The organism is Filimonas lacunae (assembly GCF_002355595.1).
Classification (GTDB): Bacteria; Bacteroidota; Bacteroidia; order Chitinophagales; family Chitinophagaceae; genus Filimonas; species Filimonas lacunae.
In genome coordinates this window covers 2,584,183-2,609,635 of the sequence record NZ_AP017422.1, presented here as the reverse complement: position 1 = coordinate 2,609,635, position 25,453 = coordinate 2,584,183, and the positions used below count along the sequence as shown (strand labels likewise).

The following is a 25,453-nucleotide window of genomic DNA, read 5'->3' as shown; positions in this document are numbered from 1 at the left end:
CAGCCCGAAGGCCCTGTTTATAGTTTTCATATGTACATACCAATAGCGCTGTGGCGCTATCTATCAGGAATATACATCCATATTTTCAAAAACCGCAACTGTCGCACTCAATTAAAAAATTACTATATATACATTATTACCTGCTAACACTTCATATAAACAAAAGGATGTGTATGTGTGCCCGGTGCCCTCCCGTTTTTGTACCTTAGTTGCATGAACCGTTCCCGTAAAACCATACCACCTTATATACGTAACCTGGCGCCTTCCATATCAAAACCCGGCTTGTTTGATATTACCTGGGAAGGCATTACCTATACCATGCCGCTGGCATTAGCCATGAAACTAGCGGAGTATTTTAAAGATGTTCGCAATAAAGAAGTATCGGTATCGCACTGGCGGCAGCAATTGCCGGCGGCCGAGCAGCAACAGGTGCTTATAAACTAACGCCTATCATCACTCCAAAGTCCCCATCTGTTTGTATCCAGTTTTGTGCGGGTAAATAAGTACGTGACACATAGCCATCCAGGTATAAAGCATGCACGCAGCCCAACGACTGAAAGAAAGCAGCAAAATCATAAAAATTAACGGGCTCTTTACTCATCACAAACACCAGCCTGTTATCTGGCAATATACCCACCCCGTTACGGATGTTTACATTTGCAGAGCCTTTGGTAAATACGGGTAGCATTTGCCGGTTCACAAGCAGCATAGGCCCTGACTGGGTGGCATACCGCACTTTTGCCTGCTTTGCAAAACTTTCTGTAGTACAAATGCCCGCTATGCTGTCTTTAGTGATATAAAACACGCCGTTAGGCCTGATATAAAAATTACCCGCTCCGGAAGCGGTATCCAATGGCGTTACCAGCTTAGCATCTTCTATATAAACACCTTTAGGAATGTTACCTGCAGCATACATGCCGCCATTCATGGCAAACAACAGGCGTTGATTTTTACCCTTTACAAAATCAGCCAGCCTTTGCAAGGTTTTCAGCGGCTTACCCGCATCATCTTTCCAATATAAGCGTATATCCTGTTTTTTAGTATCGGCGTAATAAGTAAGAAATCTGTTATCTCCATCCTGTTTACGGGAGAAACATACGGTTAACGCTGCCAATGCAAGCATTACCATGATGGGTGTTAGAAAGCGGTTATTGTTCATGTTGGGTTGAGTATTACTAAATATAGTTATTTCATACATAAAAAACATTGACAGCTTTGTTAATAAACTGCATGTTCCTGATCTATTTATAGAGCAAGGCATCTCATTTGTACACTGGTATGGTTACTTTGGCCAAACTGACCAATAGCCCATTCACAGACAAGTCTATTCCAGCCAGCCATACCAGCATACCGCCTGCCGGTATGTCTGGGTCAGTCAGACATGCCTGTTCTGCTCCATTCAACGGCTGTTCTGCCTGGTTCAATGATTTATCTGTTCCACTCAATAAATGCGCTGCACAGCTCCATAAACACTCAGCTCCGTTGAATAGAGGCGAATGTTTGCTTACCCTGATGGATGCTCCACTGAATGGGATAAAGACAAAGACGCATGCGGAAACACATACATTTCAACTAACAGGCATTCCCTTCCGGTTATTAGTACGCATCATAACTGTATAAAAACCTCCTGGCATTATGCCAACGCAATAACAGGCTATTTTGCCCATAAAAAACTGCCTGCAGTTGTTGCAGGCAGTTTTTTGTTCCAAAAGCAAAAGAAATTTATCCCTGCTTTCTTACATATTTAGTAAGAATTACAATTACCTGTCCTTCTATTTTACCTTCAATCTGCTCAGTATTTTCTTCTACCAGGCGAATATTTTTTACCACAGTGCCCAGTTTAGCATTCAGCGTAGTACCTTTTACATCCAGCGATTTGATTAACACTACGGTGTCGCCGGTTTGCAGCACAGTGCCATTGCTATCTTTATGTAGCGCTACCGCGTCATCGTTGTCATGGTCGCCGGTGGCTTTGGCCCAGGCGAGCATATCATCTTCCATGTATATCATGTCCAGGTTGTCTGCGGCCCAGCTTTCTTTTTGCAAACGGCTTAATAAACGCCAGGCCACTACCTTAATACCAGGCACTTCGCTCCACATAGCTTCCCCCAGGCAGGCTTGCCAATGAGCGCTATCCAGCTCTTCTTTTTTGTCAATCTGTGCACGACATTTATCGCAGATAGCTATTCAGTTATCTTCCGTAGTTCTGTCCACAGGTGGCACTTCATATATTTTTAAAGCACCGTTGGCTTTACACAATTCACACTGTCCTTCACTTCTTTGTAATACTTGTTCGTCCAGTTTCATATATATACTGTATAAAATGGCGGCGAATGTAACATTTTTATTTTCGATATATCCTACCCCTTTTCTGATAGCCTGATTTCTTAATGAAATGATAAAAGGATATTGACACCCTTTTCATCGATTCAAATCCCCCTTTCATCCTTACCTGGCTTATCATAGGCAACAAAACATCCACGTGTTATATCATTATTTTATAAAAGATCAGGACATGCGAAAGAAACAACACTGCACCCCATTGCTTAAAAACGGCCTGTTATTATTACTGGCTACCACATTCATTACAAGCTGTTCTAAATCAGACCAGCAGGCAGAAATAGTTACCAGCGGCTCCAGCGCTATTGACAGCACTTATACATCCGGTACGGCCGAAGGCAGCAAAGAAACCGGCTATGATGCAGATGACCTGGTAGAGAATAGTTCCTTTTCCAATACCGTTACCATCACATTCGGCACCACACTCAGCATCAGCAATCCGCTTGCTGCCAGTGGCGTTATCATTACAGAAAGCGGGGATGATGTAGTAATTACCTCTACTGCAAAAGCAGTAGAATATGTGCTGGCCGGCACCACCAGCAATGGCTCGGTAAAAATATACAGTGATAATAAATTCAAGGTAACCTTAAACGGTGCCAGCATCACCAACAGCGACGGACCTGCCTTAAACATTCAATCATCCAAGCGCGCCTTTATTGTGGTGGCAGATAATACTACCAACACCCTCACAGATGGCAGCAGTTATACGGCATCGGGCAGTGAGGATATGAAAGGCACCATCTTTAGCGAAGGGCAAATGATATTCAGTGGCACAGGCAGCCTTAGTGTAAAAGGTAATTACAAGCATGCCATTTGCAGCGATGATTATATACGCATACGTAGTGGCAACATTACCATTACGGGCAGCGCATCGGACGGCATTCACACCAATGACGGCTTTATTGCCGATGGCGGCACATTGGCCATTACTGCCGGCAGTGACGGCATTGAAGCAGAAGAAGGCTTTATCATTATCAACGATGGCACATTTACGTTGAATACTGCAGATGATGGTATTGCCGCTTCTTACGACGAAGATGATAGCACCATCACCCCCTATGTAACTATCAACGGCGGCACCATTACCGTAAAATCCACTGCCGGTGAAGGCATTGAAAGCAAAAGCGTACTAACTATTAATGGCGGGCGCATTCAAACCACCACAGCTGATGATGGGTTAAATGCAGGTACAGCTATTTACATTAATGGAGGTTATGTATATTCTTACAGTACCGGCAACGATGCTATGGACTCTAACGGTATATTCACCATTACCGGGGGCGCTGTAGTAGCCATAGGCGCTAAATCGCCGGAAGCCGGTATTGATTGTGATGCACGCACCTTAAAAATCACTGGTGGCACGGTAGTGGCTATTGGTGGTGCCACCAGCGGCCCCAGCAGCACACAAAGCACTATTCATTCTGTAATTATGGGCAGTGGAAGCGCCAACCAGGTAATACATATTCAAGCTACAGATGGTATAGAAGCCTTAACCTTCCTGGCTCCTGTTGCATACAGCACCCTGCTGTTCGCCAGTTCTAAACTGGAAGCCAATACCAGCTATGTGGTATATACCGGTGGCAGTGTGGCATCAGGCACCAGCTTTAACGGCCTGTATACCAGCGGCACTTACAGCAACGGCACCATTTCCAGCACCTTTACCACCAGCAGCATGGTAACTCAAATTGGCGGCACCATTAGCAAAGGATAATAGCACAGCACACATATCCCCGTAAACAGGCCCTCAGGGGCCTGTTTTTTTGCCTGTAACGCATTCTTTTGTACTTTACCCCATGCAACAGAATACTTTTTTGCTTTATGGTGCCAATGGCTATTCCGGTGAAATGATAGCCCGCTATGCCACGCAGTACGGTTTACAGCCCACTTTGGCCGGCAGGCGTAAAGAAGCCATTGAACCACTGGCTAAAGAATTGCAATTGCCTTACCATATTACAGACCTGGCAGATACAGCGACTTTAATTGCGCTGCTACAACAATTCCCACTGGTAGTGAATGCCGCCGGCCCTTACGATATTACCGCCCGGCCTATGATACAGGCCTGCATGCAAACGAACACCCATTACATGGATCTTAATGGCGACCTGGAAGTGTTTGAAATGCTGCACGCTTTTCACCAACAGGCACTGGACAAAAATATTATGCTATTACCCGGAGCAGGCTTTGATGTAGTACCCACCGACTGCCTGGCTCTCTGGTTAAAGAACCGCATGCCCGATGCACATTCACTTACCATTGCCTTTGCTATTGTAGGCAGCAGCCTGTCCCGCGGCACCTCTATTACTACTTTACAAAAACTGGGCTTACCCGGAGCGGTAAGGAAAGATGGGGTGATAACACCTGAACCGGTTGGTAAAAGAGGACGAAGCGTTCACTTTCCCGGGTTACCCAAACCCTTGTTTACCATGAGCATTCCCTGGGGCGATATCAGCACGGCTTATTACTCCACCGGCATTCCCAATATTGTTACTTATACCGGTATTCAAAAAGGCGTATGGTTGTTTTTGAAAACACAATTGCTGTTTAACTGGTTGCTGCGAAAACGCTTTGTACACAAATGGATCACCAGCATTATTCAACGCAAGCCTGCCGGACCAGATGCCCAAACACGCCAAAAAGCTTTTAGTGTGATACAGGCAGAGGTCACCAACCTCAAAGGCGAACAATTATCCGCTACCCTGCGCTGTGCCGAGGCTTATGAGCTTACCGCACATACCATGCTGCTGATAGCGCAAAAAATAGTGAATGGGCATTACAAGCCAGGCTACCAGACACCCGCCAGCGCTTATGGGGAAGATTTGATTATGGAGATACGCGGAGTATCCCGTAACACTCACTTGTAAAAAGCGTTTACAAAAAAGGCTGGCCTTAAAAAAGACCAGCCTTGTATTGAAACAGGAGAAAACATTATTTGGTATCCCACCACACGCGGTCGGATATTTTAGCACTTTGTACAGATTGTGGATTAGAAGCCAATTCCAGCAAAGGATATAAAAAGCGCCTGGGTATTTCAGTGATACCCGCTGCCGCCCCATTGGCCTGGCTAATTACGGTTAATGCAGGATACCCTGTTCTGCGCCAGTCTGTCCAGCCTTCCAGCGAAAAGAAATTAGCAGTGCTTTTCTCTTCCATAATGCGCTGTAAGGCAGTAGCAGCAGTAAGCGTGCCTCTGGCAGCCAGGTATGTTTGAGCTGCTGTACCATTGGTATCTATGCCATATTTCAACATATTATTAGTAATAGCATTGCGGTAGATAGGTGCCGCCGCCGCATAGCCCGATAAACGGTAAGTGGCTTCGGCTTTCAAAAACAGGGCTTCATCGGCATTAAAAACATACCCATTAGAAGCTGCATCCCCATAAAAGTTACCGGCAATAGAATAATCTTTTTGCGTACCAATGCCTGTACCGGGCACATATCCTGTATATAATCCTGTGTTTTCCGATTTGCTCAGCAAATAAGAGATCCGGGGGTCGTTACGCGCCTTTAAACTGTCCACATAATGAGATGCCATAATATTAGTGCTGGTAGGATAAAAGTTCCAGTACCAGGGAGCCGATGAAGTGTTTGCACCGGTGTAAGGAAACAAACAGTCATCTGCATAAGTCGTCATACCATTGGCCAATGCGGTCAGCGCCAGTTGGGCCTGCGTGGCTTCGCTATATCCTGTGGCTTTTACCAGGTGGATATAATAGCGGGCTTTCAGGCTGTAAGCCAATTTAATCCATTTAGTACCATCACCACTGTAAAAAAAATCATCCGATCCCGGCTTAAGGCCCGATGCGCGTGTTACCTGTGCAATACCGCTATCCAGTAATACCTGCAGCGTGGTATAAATATCAGCCTGCTTATCATAGACAGGCGTGGCATTGGTAGTGCCCTGGAAAGCCTGTGAATAAGGCACATCTCCCCACACATCGGTTGCAGCGCCTAAAGTATACGCCATTAATATTTTAGCGATGCCTGCATAAGTGCTGTTTCCGTTGGCAGTAGCTATTTTATTAAGTGTATACATATTGTTCATACACTTTACATAAAAGTTGTTCCAGGTATCGTTAAATGACGAGTTATATACCTGGTAGGTAACCTCGTTGGGTGCATTCTGGTTTAACGACATATTCTGCATCCAGTAATTGGATAAGATGGCGCAATAACCGCCTGCTACATAATTAGTAACAGATTCTTCCAGTGGCGCCAGTAACAGGTTTTCCGATGCATCACTTAAATTGTTGGGATTGGTGTTTACATCCAGGTATTTTTTACAACCGGAGAAAGAGGCTATCGCAACAAGTGATAATATAATGATGAAACTTTTCTTCATGACAGTAGATTTAAAAAACAAATTTTAATGAGCATCCATAAGAACGGGACGTAGGCGTTCCGAACGTGTACACACCCATGTTTCCATTACTGGTGCCGAAGGTGTTGGTTGATTCCGGATCCGATCCCGTAAAACCAGCTGCTTTATGAATCCATAAATTGCGACCGGTAAATGTAATAGTGGCCTCTTTAAAAGGTGTTTTCACCAGCAGGGATTTGTTGAGCGAATAACTGAAACTTACATTACGCAGTTTGATATAAGATGCTTTCTGCATCTGCGATTCGGTAATACCACTGATAGTGGTAAAATAGCTTTGTGCCGTAACAACAGTGGTATTAGCTGCACCTGTAGCCGCATCTATACCTTTAATAATTCTATCTGCCCTGTTTTCTGTGGCTTTAGATACGCCGTAGGTTAAGTTATAATATTCATCAACGTTTTGCAGCATACCTCCCTGCCTGGTATCAATGAAAAAGCTGAGTGCGAAGTTTTTATAGTGAAACTGGTTGGTAATACCACCTGTCCAGTCAGGAGTGGCCGTACCCAGGTAATCATTACTTTCGCTGTAAGGCAAACCATTCTTTAACAGCAGTTCGCCCTGTGCATTACGTGCATAAACCGATCCGTAAAACATACCATAAGGCATTCCTTTCACTGCATAGGTAAAACCAATCTGCGTTTCGTCCAGTTTACCCGGAGCCACTTCTTTTACCTTCGTGTTCAGCTTGGTAAAGTTTACCGTTACATCCCAGCTGAAATTGCGCGTTTTAACGGGTGTGCCATTCAGTAATAATTCAACGCCTTTTGTATTAATTTCTGCCGAGTTAATAGTAGTGGTGGAATAACCTGTAGAAGGCGCCAGCGAAATGCCGCTTACAAGCCCCTGGCTCATATTACGGTTAAAATAAGATGCTTCCAGCCCTAACCGGTTGCCCAATAACTTTGTTTCCAATCCTACTTCAAACTCTTTCTGCAGTTCGTTTTTCAACTGGCTGTTGCCCAGGTTGCTGCTTAATGCAAAACCGTTTACACCGGCGTAAGGAAAGGTAACATTGGCACCGGTATTAGCATTGGTAACCTGTACATAAGGCGTACTATTGGCATATACAGTTACGTTATCGTTTCCCACAGAAGCATAGGAAGCACGCAACTTACCAAAGTTGATAATCTTTTTGGTTTGCGCATCCAGCAGTTCTGAAAAGATAAAGCCTACAGCAGCCGAACCGTATGGGTAAAAGGCATTGCTGGTAGACAATACAGAACTGCCATCATACCTGCCGCTTAACGACAATATCAGCAAACGGTTATAATCCACTTCTGCCTGCGCATAAAAACCTACTTTACGCTGATCGTATTTAGATTCGGCATAAGACACCGAAGCGGCACTGGCCATATTATAATACCCGGCCTTAGACAACCCGGTACCAGTAGCGGACATATAATTGTAATAACGGCTCCATACGTTATTACCCAGCATCAGACTGGTGTTAAACTTACCAAACTGTTGCTTTAACTGCACTATCAGGTCGTGGTTAAACTGCTTAAAAGTAGTATTATTGGTATATACCTTGCCATCGCTGAATGAAATATCGCCTTTGTTGATATGATAGTTCAGCAGATCCATATAAATATCTGCGCCTACTCTTTCAGTAACCGATAACCAGCTGGCCGGTGTATATACCAGGTTTACCTGGGGCATAAACCTGTTTATGTTAGAATGGTTACCTATGTTATTGAGCACCCAATAAGGGTTATTCCTGTTATAACGGAATAAACGCTGCGTACCGTCTGCATTTAAATAGTTCTTTAAGTTGTAAGATACCGGTGATATATATACGTTGGTAATAGGGTTTTGCAAACCATACCCTTCATCAATAAAGTTTTTGGTAGCATTGGAATAGGTTAACTCAAAAGTGGCAGACAGCTTATCATATACCTGCGTATGATATTTGGTAAACAAGCTATGCCTGCTTAAGTCAGTGTTAGGCACTGTACCCTTCTGTTTAAAATAAGAATAGGATATAAAGTAGTCTGACTGGTTATTACCTCCTGCAACGCTGATGGTGTTATTGTTGGTAATACCTGTTTTAAAAAACTCTTTCATGGGATTATGAAACTGCACTTTATTGCCACTGGCATCGTGCAGGGTATCCATTCTGGCTCCCCAGGAATAACTGCTTTTCTGAGTTTCGCCATCTATGTACTGGCCATTGTTGCCTTGTGAATATAATAACTGGCGGGGCGCAAGATGTGGCGTTTCCAATGAAAGTGAAGAGGAAAGCGTTACAACAGGCTTTTTGCCTTTGCTGCCGCCTTTAGTGGTAATTAATACTACCCCCCTGGCTCCTGCCGAACCATACAGCGCAGTAGCTGCAGCACCTTTCAGAATGTTGATGTTATCGATAACAGAAGGGTCCAGATCGCTCAGGCGGTTACCGCCTGCCCCACCACCACCACCGCCATCGGTTTCATCGTTGTTCATTGGCACCCCATCCAGCACAATCAATGCCTGGTTGTCTCCACTTAGTGAAGTAACACCCCTGATAACAATTGCAGCACTGCTACCCGGTGCACCGGTAGTGCTGGTAATTTGCACACCTGCCGCCTTTCCGGTTAATGCATTCAGCACGTTGGGTTCCTGTGCTTTGTTCACTTCTGCTCCCTGTACTACCTGGCTGCTAAATGTAAGATTGCGCTTGTCACGCTTTACACCTAATGCAGTTACTACAATATCAGACAACTGTTCTGTTGAACGTTGCAGCATTACCACTACATTGGCTTTGCCTTGTACAGGTACTTCCTGTTCTTCATAACCAATACTGGAAATAATCAATACCGCGTTGCTACCCGAAACTGAGAGCAGAAAACTACCGTCATCTTTACTGGTAGTGCCTCGTTTTTGGTTTTTCTCTTTAATAGACACGTTGCCTATGGCAACACCTGTTGAATCTGTTATTTTACCTTTTACAGAAAATGTGCTCTGTGCAAGCACATTCACACCAGTACATAGCAATAACAGCAACATAAGCATGTTGGGGGACTTTCTCATAATTGTGCATTATTTAGTTTTCTCCTTAATAGAACCGCCTTCTCTGTAAAGTTAGAAGCCCTCTTAACAGCATCTTGCACGCATTTTAACGCGTTATGTTACGATATTAACAGTTGAATATTGTTTAATGTGTTGTCACAGTTACAACATTCATCCAATAACTACTGCACTCCAAATCCCTTACCAAATAAGGGCTTCAGCAACACAATGCTACCAAACTGTAAAACATATAGATGAAAGGAAGAAACTTATCGCTATACATCACATGCTTAAAAAATGCTTAATCATGGTAACATTACAATTATTACCCATAAGTTAACCAAAGCTATCATTACCCATAATATGCCCCCCTGTATAAAAGACTTTGCTCCTACCTTACGCAAGGTGGATACTGACAAGCCGCTACCTATTAAAAATAGTGTAAGGGTTAAGCCTGCTTTTGCTACATGTACAATATAACCTGCATACGGCTCTACCGCCGGAACATAGGTATGTATGATCATGGCAATGATAAACAAGGCAATAAACCAGGGAACGGTTACCTTGCCTGCCCCCTGTTTAAATACCAGGCCCGACAAAAAAGCTACTGGTATAATCCACAACGCCCTTGCCAGTTTTACAGTAGTAGCTATTTCCAGTGCATGTGTGCCATACCGGGCGGCTGCACCTGTTACCGAGCTGGTATCGTGTATAGCCACGGCACACCATACGCCAAACTGTGTTCCAGATAAATGAAGCAAATGTCCCACCACAGGAAACAGGTACAAGGCAACAGCATTTAAAACAAAAACCACACCCAGGGCTACTGAAATTTGTTTTTCTTCTGCTTTTATTACCGGGGCTATGGCAGCAATAGCACTGCCGCCGCATATAGCTGTGCCTGCTGCCACCAGAAAAGCGGTTTTCTTTTCTATAAGCAGCCATCGGCCTAGTAAAGTGCCCAATAATAAAGTAATGATGATGGAAACAATAGTGATTGCCAGGCTTTGTTTACCTGCCTGTAAGGCACTGGTAACTGTCATGCCAAACCCCAGCCCCACTACAGACAACTGCAACAACCAATGGGTGGCCTTATAAGCCTGCCTGGCAAAAGGCTGTCCGGATACCTGTGCCACTATAAGGCCCAGTAATAAAGCAACCGGAGGAGTAATAAAGGAAGTGCAGCATAAGGCTGCTAATAGTATAAAAATGGTTTTTTGTGCAAGGCTGTTCCTGATGAATAACTGCCTGCCTGTAATAGCTGTTGCCGCGTGTGTTGATTGCATAACCGGTTCGTTTCTTTGTTTGTGTTACCACACAAAGCTCCGGCTATCGGCAGCAATACTGTTATTGCTATTGGTAATGTGTCATTACCGGAAGTTATAACGCAGGGCAAATTGCATAAACAGTTCCTGTAAGGCATCCGCTTCGCCATGGGGGCGTATAAAGAAAAAATCCCGTTCAATGGCCAGCCCCTTTACATCAATAATGCAGCATTCATTATGTTCCAGCTCTTTTACCACAGAATGCACAGATAAGAAAGCCATACAATCGGAATGCATCACGTATTGCTTCGCGCTTTCGGTGCTTTCCAGCTGCATTTCCTTTTGCAGCTGTGCTATTTTAATACCCAATGGTTTTAAAGCATGTGCCATCACTTCCAGCGTGCCCGAACCCGGCTCGCGCAAGAGTAAGGGAATACGTAACAGCTCTTCGGGTTTAATCACACCTTTTTTGGCCAAAGGGTGTTTGGCTGCCGCAACCAGCACCAGTTCATCTTTAATAAAGGGCGTGTATTTAAATAAAGTGTTCTTGCTGCGGCCTTCAATAATACCCAGGTCAATCTGCTGGTTTTGTAAATCCTGCTCTACCTGCTCGGTATTTTTTACCGTAAGCAGCACTTTGGCCGCGGTGAATTTTTTATGAAAAGCAGCCAGCACGGGTGGCAGCACATATTGCGCCACGGTGGTGCTGGCTCCTATACGTATTTTACCGCTGTGCTTTTGCGCCAGGTTGCTCATTTCAAACTCCAGGTTGCGGTATATGCCAAATAGCTGCCCGGTATATTGCAATAATGTTTCGCCCGCTGCAGTTAACTGTATTTTAGTGCCGTTGCGGTGAAACAGCTGCACCTTAAAATGCTGTTCTATTTCGCGGATATGTTTGGTTACGGCCGGCTGTGTAATACACAACTCTTCGGCTGCACGCGTAAAGTTTAAACGCCTGGCTACCGTGTCAAATACCTGGAGTCGAAAATCAAACATGTGGTTGTTTCATTTTATAGTATACCGCCCCGCTGCTTATTTCAGACCCAGCCCCGCAAGATGGGCACGCGTGGCTTCGTAGGTCTGATGCTGTAAGCCGTTTATGCCTAAGCCTTCCGCTACCGACACAAACAAGGCACGGTCATCCACATACAATACTTCCTGTGGCTGCACCAATGCTATATCCAGCGCCATGCGAAAAATATCCGCATCCGGTTTACGAAAATGTACAAAGCAGGAGGAAATAAAAAAGTCAACAAACTTATCCAGCCCGAATGTTTTGATCCGATATTCATTCAACTCGCGACCTTCATTATTCACCACTGCCACCTTTAAGCCATAGGTGCTTTTTAGGTAACGTACCAGCTCCAGCATCTCGGGGTAAGGCGTGGTTTGGGCATACATGAAATGCTTGAAATCATCCCTGCTAAAAGAGCGTGGTTCGTAAAAAACAGTACGGTCTAAATATTCGTCTAAAGTAAGCTTACCTTCTTCGTAGGTATCAAAAGTGAGGTGATGACGTTCGTCCAGTTCGGCCAGGTCCAGTGCAAAGTCTGCTGCCGCTCTTCTCCGTGCATTCCTGTCCCATCCGTTCGTTAACAACACACCGCCAATGTCCAGGAAAAGTGTAGTAATTTTTTGTTCCATAGTATATAAAGCCTTATGGCCAAATATACCCAATAATATGCTTACATAGCCATCAGCAGCTATGCAGGCAATACCGAATCGGTTTGTGTTTCGGGTAATACAAAGGTGATAGTAGTGCCCACGCCTTCTTCGGACTGCACTTCCAGCCAGCCGTTGTGGTTTTGTACAATTTTACGGCACAGCGCCAGACCAATGCCAGAGCCGGGATAGCTTTCACGCGTGTGCAGGCGTTTAAATACTTCAAAAATCTGATCGGCATAACGGGCATCAAAGCCAATACCATTATCGGCAACCGAAATAGCGTAATATCGGATGTCCTGCCTTTTGACATCTATATGCCCCGCTACTTCTTCGCGGCTTAATTCACGGGCAGCAATGTTAATATGTGGCGATGCTTCTTTGCGGGTAAACTTTAGTGCGTTGCCCACCAGGTTAAAAATAAGCTGGTTCATTTGCAGGGGTTCTGCTTCCACAGCCGGCAAATCGTTATAGGTAACCACTGCCTGTTTTTCCTGGATAATCATTTCAAAGTCGCTGAGTATATTCAGCAGTATGGTGTTTAAATCCACCACCCCTAACGTTCTTTCATTACGCAGCAACCGCGAAAACTCCAGCAAGTCGCGAATAAGGATGCTCATACGCTCGCCCGAATGCATGATCTTGCCCAGCATGGTTTTGGCATCATCGGGCACATTGCTGTTATTGTGCATCATACCTGCATACAACCTTATTTTACGTAAAGGCTCCTGCAAATCGTGTGATGCCACAAAAGCATATTGTTCCAGCTCTTTATTAGAACGGTTTAATAACAGGTTGGCTTCATTCAACTCTTCATTGGTGGTGATCAGTTCTTCGTTGGTCGATTGCAGTTCTTCCATAGTAGCCTGCAACTCTTCTGTAGCAGCCTGCAATTCCTGTGTACGGTCATGCACCTGCAACTCCAAACGCACTTCGGCTTCGGCCAGTATCATTTTCGCCTGCACCACATCGGTAATTTCTACCGCTGTGTTCATAATGCCATATACCTTTCCCTGCTCATCCAGCAAAGGCGTGTAGGTAAAATGATAATAGGTAGGCGATAATATGCCCTTACGCATCAGGTATACCATCTGCTCCCTGGCCTCATACACTTTGCCTGTATCAAACACCTGCTGCAGTATGTGCACAAAAGGCTGCCCTTCCATTTCGGGTAAAGCCTGCAAAAAGGTTTTGCCTACTACGCTGCTATCTTTTTCCCAGGTGTTCAGTAAGGCCTGGTTTACCAACTCTATGCGCAATTCGCGGCCTATATATACAGCAATGGGTACCGGGCATGCCATTACCAGTGTTTTAAACCGGCGTTCGCTTTCTTCCAGCACGCGGCGGGCAGCCAGCTCTGGCCGCAGATCGCGCAGGGTGGCGCCCCAGCCTATAAAGGTTACCCCATCGTAAATTCGTCTTATTTCTGCATGGCAGGTAATGCGCTCCCCGTTTTGCAGGTGTTTAAAGATCATATAACCCGACCAGGATTCTTCGGTAAACACGGGATGGTCTTCTGCAAAAAACTGGTGCATATGAATAGGCGGCATAGAACCATCCAGGTGTACCCCGGTTAGTTTTTTACCCGCATTGTTCATGTAAATGATAGTGCCGCCGGCGTCAGATACTGCCTTGCAGTTTTCACTGTTTTCTACCAGTGACAGCAGTTTGCGCTGTTCACGTCTGCTTTCCATTTCGGGCGTGATGTCTTGTATAATGCCATAAAAATCCACTACCGCCCCCAAAGCATTATATCCATACATGCCTATTACCCTGGCAGCATGTACCGATCCATCATCCCATATAAAACGGCTATCGTATTGCACATACCCGGTTTCGTCTGCTTTTTCATAAGCCTGGTCGCGGAGGCTGCGATCATCGGGGTGCACATGCTGAATAAGTTTATCCCGGCTCATATGTAATACTTCCGAGCCGGTTAATATTCTGGCGCCTAAAGAAGAATAGGTCACCTGTTGTGTGCGCATATCTACATAAAACGTTCCCACACCCGACCTTTCCACGGCCAGCTTGGCTATACGTTCTACAGAAGCCACTTTCTCGCGTGCTGCTACCTGTTCAGTAATATCCTGCGCAGTACCTGCAAAGCGATAGGCCACGCCTTCCTTATTAAAATAGGTTTTGCCTTTACAATGCAGCCAGCGTAATATTTTATCTTCTGCCCCAACGGTTCTGAACTGTATATCGTAATCCCCACCGTTTATAGGGTCCAGCGCCGCCTGTATCGATGCATTCACTGCCAGCACATCCTCTTCATGTATATATTGCATCACCAGGTCGAACGATACAATGTCTGCTTTGGAAAAGCCGAACAGTTTTTTACAGCGGGCATCCCATTTTACCTGTCGGGTAAGCGGGTAAAACACCCAGGTGCCTACTTCTGCCGCTTCCAGGGCAAAACTGCGTTCCTGCTCCTGCTCGTGGCGCAACTTTTCTTCCTGTACCCGCTCGGTGATATCCTGCATATACCCCACCACACGCACCGCTTTGCCATTTTCGTATACGATGTGCCCGCGATCGTGCACATAGGCATATAAACCATCTTTACGTAAAAATCTATATTGTCCTTCCCAGGTGGTGGCACCGGAAGCCAGCACAACATCCATGTCCCGCATCAACCCTGTCATGTCATCAGGATGTACGCGTTCTTCCCAGGCGCTGAGCTGGTTGGTATCGGCTGCTGCCACACCCACCCATTCCCGGAAATTATTGTTCCACCATAATGTATTCTCCCTGATATTCCAATCCCAGATAAGGTCACAGGTGGCCTTAGCCGCCAGTTCATACCTTTCCAATGCCGCCTGATCGTTTGAAGAATACAGCTTTTCAGCCATTATAGTTTTCCCTCGTTTTAGTTATATGCAATATAACATTTGTACACTATGCTTGAAACTAAAAAAGGCCTGCTTTATAAGGCAGGCCCTGATTATTTATGCTTTTTTGAGAAAGTCGCGTACTACATACTGCAATATTCCACCATGCCGGTAATATTCCAGCTCAATAGCAGAGTCCAGCCGGGCTTTTACCTGGAAGAGAATGGCCTCCCCTTCATCCGGCTGCGCTTTTACCGACAACAGTTTGCCGGCCTTTAATTCCGAAGCAATGCCTTCGATGGTATAGGTTTCGTACCCGGTCAGGTGTAGCGATTCGGCATTCTGGCCATCCACATATTCCAGCGGAATAATACCCATACCCACCAGGTTGCTGCGGTGTATGCGCTCGTAGCTTTCGGCTATCACCGCCTTCACCCCCAGCAGGTTGGTGCCTTTGGCCGCCCAATCGCGCGACGAACCGCTGCCATACTCCTTACCAGCCAGCACCACCAACGGTACCTGGCGGGCTGCATATTCACGGGAAGCATCAAAAACAGATAACACCGTGCCGGTAGGAATAAAGGTGGTAAAACCACCTTCTTTGGGTGAAATCTGGTTTTTGATACGCACATTGGCAAAAGTGCCGCGCACCATCACCTCTTCATTACCCCGGCGCGAACCATAGCTATTGAACATTTTTGCATCAATAGCATGATCGGTCAGGTATTTACCGGCAGGCGTATCGGCCTTAAACGAGCCCGCAGGTGAAATATGATCGGTGGTAACAGAATCGCCCAGCTTCAGTAACACACGGCCATTCACTACATCCTGCAAGGCCGCCGGCTGCTCGGGCAGATTTTTAAAAAAGGAAGCTTCTTTAATATAAGTAGAGTCGTTGCTCCAATGGTAATCTTTGCCGGCAGGCGCATGCAGTCCCTTCCATTGTTCATCACCATCAAATATTACCTTGTATACTTCTTCGTAATCTTTTTGTTGTACGGCTTTCAGCACCGCTTCGTTAATCTCTTCCTGGGCAGGCCATATATCCCGCAGAAAAACCGGCTCGCCATTAGGGTCGTTACCCAACGGATCGGAAAACAGGTCTATATCCACCCTGCCGGCTATGGCATAGGCTACCACCAGCATGGGCGAAGCCAGGAAGTTCATTTTCACCTGCGGATGTACCCGGGCTTCAAAGTTACGGTTACCCGAAAGCACTGAAGCCACCACCAGCTTGCCTTTGTCTACCGCTTCGGCTATATGTGGCGGTAAGGGACCGCTGTTGCCAATACACGAGGTGCAACCATACCCCACGGTATGAAAACGCAAGGCTTCCAGGTCGCCCAGCAACTCGGCACGCTTCAGGTATTCCGTTACCACGCGCGAACCCGGGGCCAGGCTGGTTTTTACCCAGGGCTTTACATCCAGGCCGCGCTTAATGGCCTTTTTGGCCACCAGGCCCGCACCAATCATTACGGTGGGGTTAGAAGTGTTGGTACAACTGGTAATAGCGGCTATTACAATAGACCCATCGCTTAACACATACTCCTCATTCTTTAACTTTAAACGCACTGTTTGCAAACTATTTTCTACTTCTACAGCCACCTCCTCGCTTTGTTTGTTCACTTCATACGTGAACGTGCTGCCCGAGCCGCCTTCCGATAACCAGGCATTATCGCGTCTTTTACCTTCGGGCGTGTACATACGCTGGTATTCCTTATCCAATAGTTCACTAAACCGTGTGTGCAGTTCTTTTACCGGAATACGGTCCTGCGGACGCTTAGGGCCCGCCACCGAAGGTTTTACTGTATTCAAATCCAGCTCCAGTATATCAGAATAGGTGATCTGTTCCTCGCCCTGGCGCCACAGCATATTCTTTTTGCAATAATCTTCTACCATCGCGATTTGTTCGGCACTGCGGTTGGTGCGATGCATGTATTGCAGGGTTTGGCTGTCGATAGGGAAATAAGTGACCGTACAACCAAACTCGGGCGACATATTAGAGATGGTAGCCCTGTCGGGAACTGTTAAATGATCCAGCCCATCGCCAAACACTTCTACAAACTTGCCCACTACCCCGTATTTGCGCAGCACCTGGGTAATGGCCAGCACCATATCTGTAGCGGTAATGCCTTCTGTTAACTTTCCGGTAAGCTTCAACCCTATCACCTGCGGGCAGGTAAAATAAATAGGCTGTCCCAGCAAAGCGGCTTCTGCTTCTATACCGCCTACGCCCCAACCCAGCACGCCAATACCATTGACCATAGGCGTGTGCGAATCGGTGCCCACCAGCGTGTCCGGAAACCGCCAGCCATCCCTTTCAATTACCCCTTTTGCCAGGTATTCCAGGTTCACCTGGTGGCATATACCCATACCCGGCGGCACTACGGTAAAATTATCAAAAGCCTGCTGCGCCCATTTCAACAGCTGGTAGCGTTCTTTATTGCGCTCGTATTCGTAGGTAACGTTTTTGGTGTAGGCATAATCAGTGCCAAAAAAATCAACCTGCACACTATGATCTATCACCAGGTCAACGGGAATGGCGGGGTTAATTTTACTGCCGTCTTTTCCCCTGCGCACCACCTCGGCGCGAATGCTGGCAATGTCTACCACAGCAGGTACACCGGTAAAATCCTGCATCAGTACCCGGGCCGGTTTAAAGGGAATTTCCTTTTCCGTTCCCTCCGGGTTCCAGTTCACCAAAGTGTTCAAATGTTCTTCTGTAATAGCAAAATTATCCCGGTTACGCAGCACGTTTTCTAATAAAATTCTGATAGAAAACGGTAGCCGGGCTATGTTCTTTCCTTCCTCTTGTAGTTGTGTCAGTGAAGCGATGGTTGATGGCATGGTGTATTATTTTTATCATCAGTAATGGGATAGCACCTTGTTAGTGCATGTGACTACATCAATTTGTAATCCAAACTAATACACCGGCCCGTTAAAAACAATAGTCCCCCCGCGAACATACAATAGATTATTCCTGATATACAACAACAAACGGGCTGACCATCATCATGTTCCAGCCTTTTACCGGCTTTTAATTTTGTTGAAAAAGCAAGAAATGACAGGAATACTCAGTCAAATAGAAATAGACCAGGTATTAAACGGCCAGATACTGGGCCGCCTGGGTTGCCATGCAGATGGCTTAACCTATGTGGTGCCGATAAGTTATGCCTTTGATGGAACCTGGTTATATGGCCATTCGGGCGAGGGTATGAAAATAGCCATGATGCGTAAAAACCCGGAGGTATGTTTTCAGGCAGATGATATGCAAAACATGGGCAACTGGAAAAGCATTGTTTGCTGGGGACGTTTTGAGGAACTAACGGATGATGCCGACCGTAAAGTGGCCGTTCAGTATTTGATGGCGCGTAACTTTCCGTTTATTACCAGCAGCAATGTGCGGCTATCGCCCAGCTGGCCTTTCCAGTCGTCGGATATCAGTGATGTAAAAGGTATTTTATTTCGTATATTATTAACCCGCAAAACCGGCAAATACGAAGCCAGCTAAAGCTGCTGCAATACCCGAACGGTTACCAACAGCTGGCCATTATGGCGCATGGTATGCTCTGCTGCATGAAACAACAACCCGCACACAGTGGAAGGCAGTTGCTTGCGCCCTACTGCACGAAACTGTGTAAGGCTTTGCTCCGGCACCTGGTGTAATGCCGCCACAAAACTATGGATACGCTCCACCAACGTTGTTACCAGCATAGCCGTTGTTACGGTTACATCTTCCTTTCCTTCACTGCGCAAATAAGTAAATTGTGCTTCGGTAAGCGGTTGTTCATGAGCATAGCTGTACATGCGATCCAGCACACCGGTAATATGCTGCAGGTGAAAACCGGCAGAAGCCAGTTGCGCAGGCCGCTTCCATAACAATACATCCGGAAAATCTTTCATCATTGCCTGTATCTCTTCACTGGCCTGCAATAGTGCATGCGCTGCCGGTTGCAGCAAAGCAGGTATTCCGTTAATGGGCCCTCTGAGCCATATTTCAGGCAGTTGTTCCGTAGCCATATCTGTCAATTGTTTTGCTGATAATGATCATATTTTTTGTTAAGCATGCCTGGTAGCTTTGCCTGTATAACATACAATATATGTACAATCACAGAATAAAACATCCATCCTTACTAGATAAAATCATCACCGCCCCACAAGCGGCCGCTTATATACAAAACAACACCGTGGTAGGCTCCAGCGGCTTTACACAATCCGGCGATAGCAAGGCTGTGTTGCCGGCCCTGGCCGAGCGTGCCGCTACCGATCCTTTACAAATTACGTTAATAACCGGTGCATCGCTGGGACATGGTACGGATGGCTTACTGGCTAATGCACATGTATTAAAACGCCGCCTGCCTTTTCAGGTAGACCCTACTTTGCGTAAAGACATTAACAAGGGGGAAGTGCTGTTTATTGATCAGCATTTATCTGAAACAGCCGAGCAGTTAAAAAGCGGCCACTTTCCCGAAATGGATATTGCTATATTAGAAGCCGCCATGATTGAAGATGATGGCAGCATTATACCCACTACCTCTGTGGGCAATTCAGCCGCCTTTGCGCAACTGGCCAATAAAATTATCATAGAGCTGAACATGAGCGTGCACCCGAATGTAAAGGGTATACACGATATCTTTTTCACCGGCAACTTTCCCAATCACCGCATCATCCCCATTACCAGGCCGGATATGCGCATTGGCTACCATAGCATTCCTGTAGACCCCGATAAAGTCATTGGCATTGTGATTACTAATGAAAAAGACAGCCCGGCAGATATTGCGCCACCGGATACCTGCACTACTGCTATAGCCGGACACCTGTTGCAATTTTTTGATGACGAAATTAAAAAAGGACGCCTTACCCGCTCATTGTTACCCTTGCAGTGTGGTATTGGCAAGGTGGCCAATGCCGTGTTAAGCGGGTTGCTGGATAGCGACTATGAAAACCTGACCATGTATTCGGAAGTATTGCAGGATAGTACTTTTGACCTGATCGATGCCGGTAAAATGCGCTACGCTTCAGGCTCTTCCATTACCGTATCGGAAGCTTATTATGAAAAGATATTCAATAACATAGATCACTACAAACAACACATGGTGTTGCGTCCGCAGGACATTAGTAACGCCGCCGAAGTGATACGCCGCCTGGGTGTAATAGCTGTAAACACGGCGCTGGAATGTGATATTTATGGCAACGTAAACTCCACCCATGTAAGCGGTACCCATATGATGAATGGTATTGGCGGATCGGGCGATTTTGCCCGCAATGCTTACCTCAGCATTTTTGTAACCAGCTCTACTGCGAAACACAATGACGTTTCGTGCATAGTGCCGATGGTTTCGCATGTGGACCATAGCGAGCATGATGTAGATGTGATTATTACAGAAAACGGGCTGGCCGATTTGCGAAACCTGGCGCCCCGCGAAAGGGCCCGGTTAATGATAGAGCATTGCACGCATGGCGACTATAAAGAAGAGCTGATGGATTATTTTAAACAAGCCTGCAAAGCAGGTGGGCAAACCCCACACCTGCTGCACAAAGCATTTAGCTGGCACACCCGGTTTAAAAACACCGGCAGCATGAAAAGCGATGTGCTGCAACCGGAGATATACTAAACCGTTTCGGATTGTAACTCAAAAAACTGCTGCGCTAATTCTGCCACCATTTCAGGGCGCAGTGGTTTTTTCATAAATTGTATTACGTCCTGGCTTTTTAAAGCACGCAGTTCGTCATCGGGATTTAAAGAAGTGGTAAGCATTACTACAATAATACGGGCCTTTTGAACGGTGGTTAACCGGGCATACGCTTCCAGAAACTCCCAGCCATTCATACCCGGCATATTAATATCCAGCAGAATAATGCCCGGACGTGGCAAATCGCTTTCTTCTTCTGTGGAAAAAATACCGGAATTGGTTAAAAAAGCAAGGGCATCTGTAGCAGTTTCGGCTACCTGAACATGTGCAGCAATATTTGCACGGGCTATCGCCTTTGTGTGTATAAAATTAGTTACATGATCATCGTCAATGAGCAGTATACAATCTAAATCTTTAAATTTTTTCATAACGTAACCAGTCAAGACTGATTTCTTTGTTAGGGTAAACGGATAATTGTTTATAGAATTACCCTACAAAAATATAGAATTGGAAATTATCCCAACCAAAAGAGCCTGTATGTTTTAACAAAACAACAGGCTCTTCTTAACTATTTAAATGATAGCTGACTAACGCACCGCTTCTACCCTAAACCAGTCTACATCTACATAGCCTGCATCATTAATCTGGGTGGTTCGGGTGCAATACAATCCTACTTTAGCGCCTACCCAGCGACCTGGCTCTGCGGTAAACACTTCTCCGGCGTTAATAAACTGCTGTCCGTTAAGGCTGTAGCTAAAACGGCACTGTGCACCGCTGGTAACTGTAACACGAAAATACACTTCTTTACCGCTGAGCTTAGCTAGCTCAGTTTCCAGTTCAGGACGCTTTTTCTCCGCATCCTTGCAAGCGTTATATACCAGGTATAAACCGTCTTTTTTGCTTTTTACCGCCAGTCCGGCATAGCTATATCCCAACACTACCAATCCGGCTTTTTCGTTCACCAGTTTTTCGTTAGGCGTAAAGGTGAACTTAGTAGTAGCCATAAATGCATCTGCCGGCGTTTTCTGAAATAAGATATTCGGCACCTCCCACAAGTTCACAGCACTATCAGGCACTTTATCGGAGAATAAACGCAGGCTGCCTTTGGTGGGGTTTAAAAAGCTCCAGGTAGCCTTGGGATTGGCCTGCCATTGCCATTGCAAACCCAATGTGACATCATTGAATTCATCCGACTCAGCCGGTGTTTCAATAGGCCAGGTTTTACCTACGTTGGGCTTTTTATAGTTCAGTACCGGCTCGCCCTTGCCATCTAAATTGCGATCCAACCCAATTACCGGCCAGTCGTTCAGCCAACGCATCGGCTGCAAATGCACTACACGACCATAGGCTTCCTTATCCTGGAAATGTAAAAACCAGTCTTCCCCGGTTTGCGTGGTTACCCAGGCGCCCTGGTGCGGGCCATTGACTTTAGTAGTACCCTGGTCCATTACCACCCTGCGTTCGTAAGGGCCGTAAATGTTTTTACTCCGTAATACAATCTGCCAGCCGGTAGGCACGCCACCTGCGGGGGCAAATATGTAGTAATACCCTTTGCGTTTATACAGCTTAGGGCCTTCTACGGTAATATCTTCTGTACCATGCCCATCATACACCAGCACACCGGCCGAAGTAGTGGCGGTACCTTCTGCATTCATTTCCTTTACTACCAGCACACTTTTAATGCCGGCGCGGCTTCCTGCATACGCATGTACCAGGTATGCCTTACCATCCTCATCCCATAACGGGCAGGGATCTATCAGCCCCTTGCCGGCTTCTACCAGCACCGGATCGCTCCAGGGACCAGTAATGTTTTTGGCTTTGGTGAGATAGATACCAAAATCCGGATCGGGGTAATAAATATAGAATTCGCCATTGCGGTAACGGATAGAAGGCGCCCATACACCGTTACCATGTTGTGTTTTAGCAAAATGGTCAAAAGGGGGCTGGCGCAATAAAGCATGCCCGGCTATTTTCCAGTTCACCAGGTCTTTTGATTGCAGGATAGGCAAGCCTGGCACCGCATCAAAACTGCTGCTGATTAAATAATAATCATCCCCAACACGTATAGCATCCGGATCGGAGTAATCGGCATTCAGCACCGGGTTTTTAAAAGTACCATTGCCATTGTCGGGCACCCACACTTTGGATATACCAGAAGCCTGGTTATCCCTCACCGGCGGCCAACCTCTCAGAGGCTGTGCCTTTACCACTTCATAGGTAAGGCCAAGCAACATAGCACTACATAACAGGCCTTGTACAGCCAATCTATTCATCATATCGCAGCATTTTACAGTTAGATAAGTGGATTATTTTTTAGCAGTGTTCATCAGCAACGCCTTTTCGCTGGCATCGTGGCTGTATTCCACCGCTTTTTCTGCTTTAGTAGTATCAGTATTCAGTACACGCACATTCGCGGTTCTTTTGCCACTGATACCCAATAACACAGGCACCTGTGACTGATAAGTAATGTTATCAAATGTGATAGCATCACTGTTTTCAACATACATCACGGGGTTGTTGAGCGTGGTTTGCAGTTGAATGTTCTGTAAGCTGATGCCGCTGCTTTCAATCAGTTCAATCCCTTTCTTCACCTTTAGCACCATATTACTCAGCTGCACATTTTTTACATGCATCTCGGGCAGGCCCCGCATAAAAATGCCCTTGCTGGCACCATTGCACACAATGTTGCTGATATAAAAGTCTTTAAACTGTGGGGTGGCTTCTGTAACCGCAGGCACTTCCTCTGCCGAAACACCGGCCGGGGGCCTGGTAAAATAATACATATCAAAGAAGATGGCTTCTTCTACAATGTTGCGCATGCTAATGTTGCGGCAGTATATCTTTTCCACCACACCACCACGGCCACGGGCAGTTTTAAACCGCAAGCCTTTATCCGAACCTATAAAAGAGCAATTCTCTACAAAGATGTTACGTGCGCCGCCACTCATTTCGCTGCCTATCACCAGGCCGCCATGTGCATGATACACTATGTTATTACGAATGATCGCATTCTCTGTAGGCGCCCCTCTTTTGCGGCCTTCTTCATCCCTGCCCGATTTAATACAAATGCCATCATCGCCCACATCAAAAGTGCAGCCTTCCACCAGCACCTGGGCGCAGCTTTCCAGGTCTAACCCGTCGCCGTTGGGAGCAGTTTCGGGGTTTTTCGCAAATACGTTACGCAGAGTAATGTCTTTACATAATAAAGGGTGAATGCACCAGGCAGGGGAATTTTGAAAGGTAACTCCTTCCAGCAATACCTTTTTGCAGTTGGTAAGCACCACCATATTCGGACGCAGATAATCTTTCACGTCTTCAAAATCTGCCAGCGTTTTACCGTCTTTTAAAATACCGTTGTTTTTGGTTTCATGTCCCCTGCGGGTTTTCTCCGAAGGAAACCATATTCTGCCATCTTCACTTACCGAACCGCCGGCGGCAATTTTCTTCTTCCACTGTGCTTCGGTAAAGCGGTCGCGGTAGCCCATGTGCCAGGCAGCCCCATTGCCATCCAACACCCCGGTTCCGGTGATAGCCACATTTTCCAGGTTAGTGCCTGAAACGGGCGATTGGTTGCGCGCACTGCGTAAACCTTCATAATTACCTTCTACCAGGGGGTATTGGTTAAAATCGTCGGTAAACTGTATAATAGCAGCACGCTTTACATGCAGGTTCACATTGCTTTGCAAAACAATAGGCCCGGTAAGCCATAAGCCTTCCGGTACCAGCACTACGCCCCCACCCTTTTTGCTACAGGCGGCAATGGCTTTGTTAATACTCTCGGTGTTTAACGTAACGCCATCTGCTTTGGCTCCAAAAGCCACAATGCTCAGGGTATCTTTTTTAAACGCGGGTTGCGCCACTACCGGTAAATGATTCCACGAATACGCAGGAGAAGAAACTTTTTGCGCTTTTACATCTACATCGGCCCACAAGGCGCTTGCAATTCCTAATAGCCCTATCACAGATAATCTGTTCATGACAAGCAATTTATAAATCAGTCAATAAGCAATGCTATATCCTTTTTAGCAAACACTCCCCCCACCGGCTCCCTTTTTTTACGCAATCGTTTCCATACTGTTGCAGATGTCTGGCATGCGCCTTGAATTAGGGATAACAAAACCATTAATCATGAAAACACTGGGTATTGTATTGATTATTATTGGAATAGTCATGATTGTAATAAGAGGCTTTTCCGTAACCACGCAGGAAAAAGTGGCCGATATAGGCCCGGTAGAGATCAACAAAAAGGAAAACAAATGGATAGGCTGGCCTACTTATGCCGGTGCCGCTGTTGTAGTGGTAGGCGCTGTGCTGGTGGTAAGTGGCAAAAGAAAGTAACACAAGTGCGCGGCA

Annotated in this window: 20 protein-coding genes; 6 read left to right on the top strand and 14 right to left on the bottom strand. The window is 46.1% G+C overall.

Features of this window, described 5'->3' with window-relative positions; genetic code table 11:
- Positions 1-213 precede the first annotated feature (213 nt).
- On the top strand, positions 214-444 hold the full coding sequence (locus tag FLA_RS10260) for a hypothetical protein (RefSeq protein ID WP_076380378.1): 231 nt from the start codon (positions 214-216) through the stop codon (positions 442-444).
- On the opposite strand, the gene FLA_RS10255 is transcribed toward FLA_RS10260, so the two are convergent.
- The 3 genes from FLA_RS10255 to FLA_RS31825 form a co-directional block, all read right to left on the bottom strand.
- A complete protein-coding gene (locus FLA_RS10255) occupies positions 434-1,159 on the bottom strand; it encodes a phosphodiester glycosidase family protein (protein ID WP_076380601.1) in 726 nt (241 codons plus the stop codon). The two genes, FLA_RS10260 and FLA_RS10255, sit on opposite strands and share 11 nt — an antisense overlap.
- Positions 1,160-1,262: 103 nt before the next feature.
- Positions 1,263-1,424, bottom strand: a complete 162-nt coding sequence (locus FLA_RS31455) for a hypothetical protein (RefSeq protein ID WP_170022676.1) — start codon at positions 1,422-1,424, stop codon at positions 1,263-1,265.
- Between the two features lie 298 nt (positions 1,425-1,722).
- Positions 1,723-2,100, bottom strand: a complete 378-nt coding sequence (locus FLA_RS31825) for an alkylphosphonate utilization protein (protein ID WP_231940420.1) — start codon at positions 2,098-2,100, stop codon at positions 1,723-1,725.
- A 415-nt stretch (positions 2,101-2,515) separates the two neighbouring features.
- On the opposite strand from FLA_RS31825, the gene FLA_RS10240 reads away from it, so the two are divergent.
- Together FLA_RS10240 and FLA_RS10235 are read left to right on the top strand one after the other, a co-directional pair.
- The gene (locus FLA_RS10240; protein WP_084206340.1) at positions 2,516-4,051 is read left to right on the top strand and encodes a carbohydrate-binding domain-containing protein; all 1,536 of its coding nucleotides are present in this window, start codon (positions 2,516-2,518) and stop codon (positions 4,049-4,051) included.
- Positions 4,052-4,133: 82 nt separating this feature from the next.
- On the top strand, positions 4,134-5,201 hold the full coding sequence (locus tag FLA_RS10235) for a saccharopine dehydrogenase family protein (protein ID WP_076380375.1): 1,068 nt from the start codon (positions 4,134-4,136) through the stop codon (positions 5,199-5,201).
- A 64-nt stretch (positions 5,202-5,265) separates the two neighbouring features.
- Here the strand turns inward: FLA_RS10235 and FLA_RS10230 are convergent, their stop codons facing one another.
- The 7 genes from FLA_RS10230 to acnA form a co-directional block, all read right to left on the bottom strand.
- Positions 5,266-6,678, bottom strand: a complete 1,413-nt coding sequence (locus tag FLA_RS10230) for a SusD/RagB family nutrient-binding outer membrane lipoprotein (RefSeq protein WP_076380374.1) — start codon at positions 6,676-6,678, stop codon at positions 5,266-5,268.
- 10 nt (positions 6,679-6,688) lie between these two features.
- Positions 6,689-9,727, bottom strand: coding sequence for a SusC/RagA family TonB-linked outer membrane protein (locus tag FLA_RS10225; protein ID WP_076380373.1), 3,039 nt, complete (start codon positions 9,725-9,727; stop codon positions 6,689-6,691).
- 284 nt (positions 9,728-10,011) lie between these two features.
- Positions 10,012-10,992 (bottom strand): YeiH family protein, encoded by a 981-nt coding sequence (locus FLA_RS10220; protein ID WP_076380372.1) that lies wholly within the window; start codon positions 10,990-10,992, stop codon positions 10,012-10,014.
- A gap of 84 nt (positions 10,993-11,076) precedes the next feature.
- Positions 11,077-11,970, bottom strand: coding sequence for a LysR family transcriptional regulator (locus FLA_RS10215; RefSeq protein ID WP_076380371.1), 894 nt, complete (start codon positions 11,968-11,970; stop codon positions 11,077-11,079).
- A 36-nt stretch (positions 11,971-12,006) separates the two neighbouring features.
- Positions 12,007-12,618 carry an HAD family hydrolase gene (locus FLA_RS10210; RefSeq protein ID WP_076380600.1) on the bottom strand — a complete coding sequence of 204 codons (612 nt, stop codon included), beginning with the start codon at positions 12,616-12,618 and terminating at the stop codon, positions 12,007-12,009.
- 59 nt (positions 12,619-12,677) lie between these two features.
- The gene (locus tag FLA_RS10205; RefSeq protein WP_076380370.1) at positions 12,678-15,488 is read right to left on the bottom strand and encodes a PAS domain-containing protein; all 2,811 of its coding nucleotides are present in this window, start codon (positions 15,486-15,488) and stop codon (positions 12,678-12,680) included.
- A gap of 96 nt (positions 15,489-15,584) precedes the next feature.
- A complete protein-coding gene (acnA, locus tag FLA_RS10200) occupies positions 15,585-18,314 on the bottom strand; it encodes an aconitate hydratase AcnA (protein WP_076380369.1) in 2,730 nt (909 codons plus the stop codon).
- Between the two features lie 214 nt (positions 18,315-18,528).
- On the opposite strand from acnA, the gene FLA_RS10195 reads away from it, so the two are divergent.
- Positions 18,529-18,978 carry a pyridoxamine 5'-phosphate oxidase family protein gene (locus FLA_RS10195; protein WP_076380368.1) on the top strand — a complete coding sequence of 150 codons (450 nt, stop codon included), beginning with the start codon at positions 18,529-18,531 and terminating at the stop codon, positions 18,976-18,978.
- Here the strand turns inward: FLA_RS10195 and FLA_RS10190 are convergent.
- Positions 18,975-19,487 carry a DinB family protein gene (locus FLA_RS10190; RefSeq protein ID WP_076380367.1) on the bottom strand — a complete coding sequence of 171 codons (513 nt, stop codon included), beginning with the start codon at positions 19,485-19,487 and terminating at the stop codon, positions 18,975-18,977. The two genes, FLA_RS10195 and FLA_RS10190, sit on opposite strands and share 4 nt — an antisense overlap.
- Before the next feature lie 80 nt (positions 19,488-19,567).
- Here FLA_RS10190 and FLA_RS10185 point away from each other — a divergent pair, with 80 nt between their 5' ends.
- Entirely contained in the window at positions 19,568-21,082 is a 1,515-nt protein-coding gene (locus tag FLA_RS10185) for a succinate CoA transferase (RefSeq protein ID WP_076380366.1), read from the top strand.
- Here the strand turns inward: FLA_RS10185 and FLA_RS10180 are convergent.
- The 3 genes from FLA_RS10180 to FLA_RS10170 all read right to left on the bottom strand — a co-directional run bounded on the left by FLA_RS10180 (position 21,079) and on the right by FLA_RS10170 (position 25,077).
- Positions 21,079-21,528, bottom strand: coding sequence for a response regulator (locus tag FLA_RS10180; RefSeq protein WP_076380365.1), 450 nt, complete (start codon positions 21,526-21,528; stop codon positions 21,079-21,081). The genes FLA_RS10185 and FLA_RS10180 overlap by 4 nt on opposite strands.
- A gap of 159 nt (positions 21,529-21,687) precedes the next feature.
- Positions 21,688-23,376 carry a glycoside hydrolase family 43 protein gene (locus tag FLA_RS10175; protein ID WP_231940419.1) on the bottom strand — a complete coding sequence of 563 codons (1,689 nt, stop codon included), beginning with the start codon at positions 23,374-23,376 and terminating at the stop codon, positions 21,688-21,690.
- A 30-nt stretch (positions 23,377-23,406) separates the two neighbouring features.
- Positions 23,407-25,077, bottom strand: coding sequence for a glycoside hydrolase family 28 protein (locus tag FLA_RS10170; RefSeq protein ID WP_076380364.1), 1,671 nt, complete (start codon positions 25,075-25,077; stop codon positions 23,407-23,409).
- Between the two features lie 151 nt (positions 25,078-25,228).
- Here FLA_RS10170 and FLA_RS10165 point away from each other — a divergent pair, with 151 nt between their 5' ends.
- Positions 25,229-25,438, top strand: coding sequence for a hypothetical protein (locus tag FLA_RS10165; protein WP_076380363.1), 210 nt, complete (start codon positions 25,229-25,231; stop codon positions 25,436-25,438).
- The last annotated feature ends 15 nt before the right edge of the window (positions 25,439-25,453 follow it).

Bases quoted from the DNA above. Each gene is read 5' to 3' on its own strand.
- acnA (WP_076380369.1), bottom strand. From the start codon at position 18,314: ATGCCATCAACCATCGCTTCACTGACACAACTACAAGAGGAAGGAAAG.
- FLA_RS10240 (WP_084206340.1), top strand. From the start codon at position 2,516: ATGCGAAAGAAACAACACTGCACCCCATTGCTTAAAAACGGCCTGTTA.
- FLA_RS10255 (WP_076380601.1), bottom strand. From the start codon at position 1,159: ATGAACAATAACCGCTTTCTAACACCCATCATGGTAATGCTTGCATTG.
- FLA_RS10170 (WP_076380364.1), bottom strand. From the start codon at position 25,077: ATGAACAGATTATCTGTGATAGGGCTATTAGGAATTGCAAGCGCCTTG.
- FLA_RS10165 (WP_076380363.1), top strand. From the start codon at position 25,229: ATGAAAACACTGGGTATTGTATTGATTATTATTGGAATAGTCATGATT.
- FLA_RS31825 (WP_231940420.1), bottom strand. From the start codon at position 2,100: ATGTGGAGCGAAGTGCCTGGTATTAAGGTAGTGGCCTGGCGTTTATTA.
- FLA_RS10175 (WP_231940419.1), bottom strand. From the start codon at position 23,376: ATGATGAATAGATTGGCTGTACAAGGCCTGTTATGTAGTGCTATGTTG.
- FLA_RS10210 (WP_076380600.1), bottom strand. From the start codon at position 12,618: ATGGAACAAAAAATTACTACACTTTTCCTGGACATTGGCGGTGTGTTG.
- FLA_RS10180 (WP_076380365.1), bottom strand. From the start codon at position 21,528: ATGAAAAAATTTAAAGATTTAGATTGTATACTGCTCATTGACGATGAT.
- FLA_RS10235 (WP_076380375.1), top strand. From the start codon at position 4,134: ATGCAACAGAATACTTTTTTGCTTTATGGTGCCAATGGCTATTCCGGT.
- FLA_RS10260 (WP_076380378.1), top strand. From the start codon at position 214: ATGAACCGTTCCCGTAAAACCATACCACCTTATATACGTAACCTGGCG.
- FLA_RS10225 (WP_076380373.1), bottom strand. From the start codon at position 9,727: ATGAGAAAGTCCCCCAACATGCTTATGTTGCTGTTATTGCTATGTACT.
- FLA_RS10190 (WP_076380367.1), bottom strand. From the start codon at position 19,487: ATGGCTACGGAACAACTGCCTGAAATATGGCTCAGAGGGCCCATTAAC.
- FLA_RS10220 (WP_076380372.1), bottom strand. From the start codon at position 10,992: ATGCAATCAACACACGCGGCAACAGCTATTACAGGCAGGCAGTTATTC.
- FLA_RS10230 (WP_076380374.1), bottom strand. From the start codon at position 6,678: ATGAAGAAAAGTTTCATCATTATATTATCACTTGTTGCGATAGCCTCT.
- FLA_RS10185 (WP_076380366.1), top strand. From the start codon at position 19,568: ATGTACAATCACAGAATAAAACATCCATCCTTACTAGATAAAATCATC.
- FLA_RS10215 (WP_076380371.1), bottom strand. From the start codon at position 11,970: ATGTTTGATTTTCGACTCCAGGTATTTGACACGGTAGCCAGGCGTTTA.
- FLA_RS10205 (WP_076380370.1), bottom strand. From the start codon at position 15,488: ATGGCTGAAAAGCTGTATTCTTCAAACGATCAGGCGGCATTGGAAAGG.
- FLA_RS10195 (WP_076380368.1), top strand. From the start codon at position 18,529: ATGACAGGAATACTCAGTCAAATAGAAATAGACCAGGTATTAAACGGC.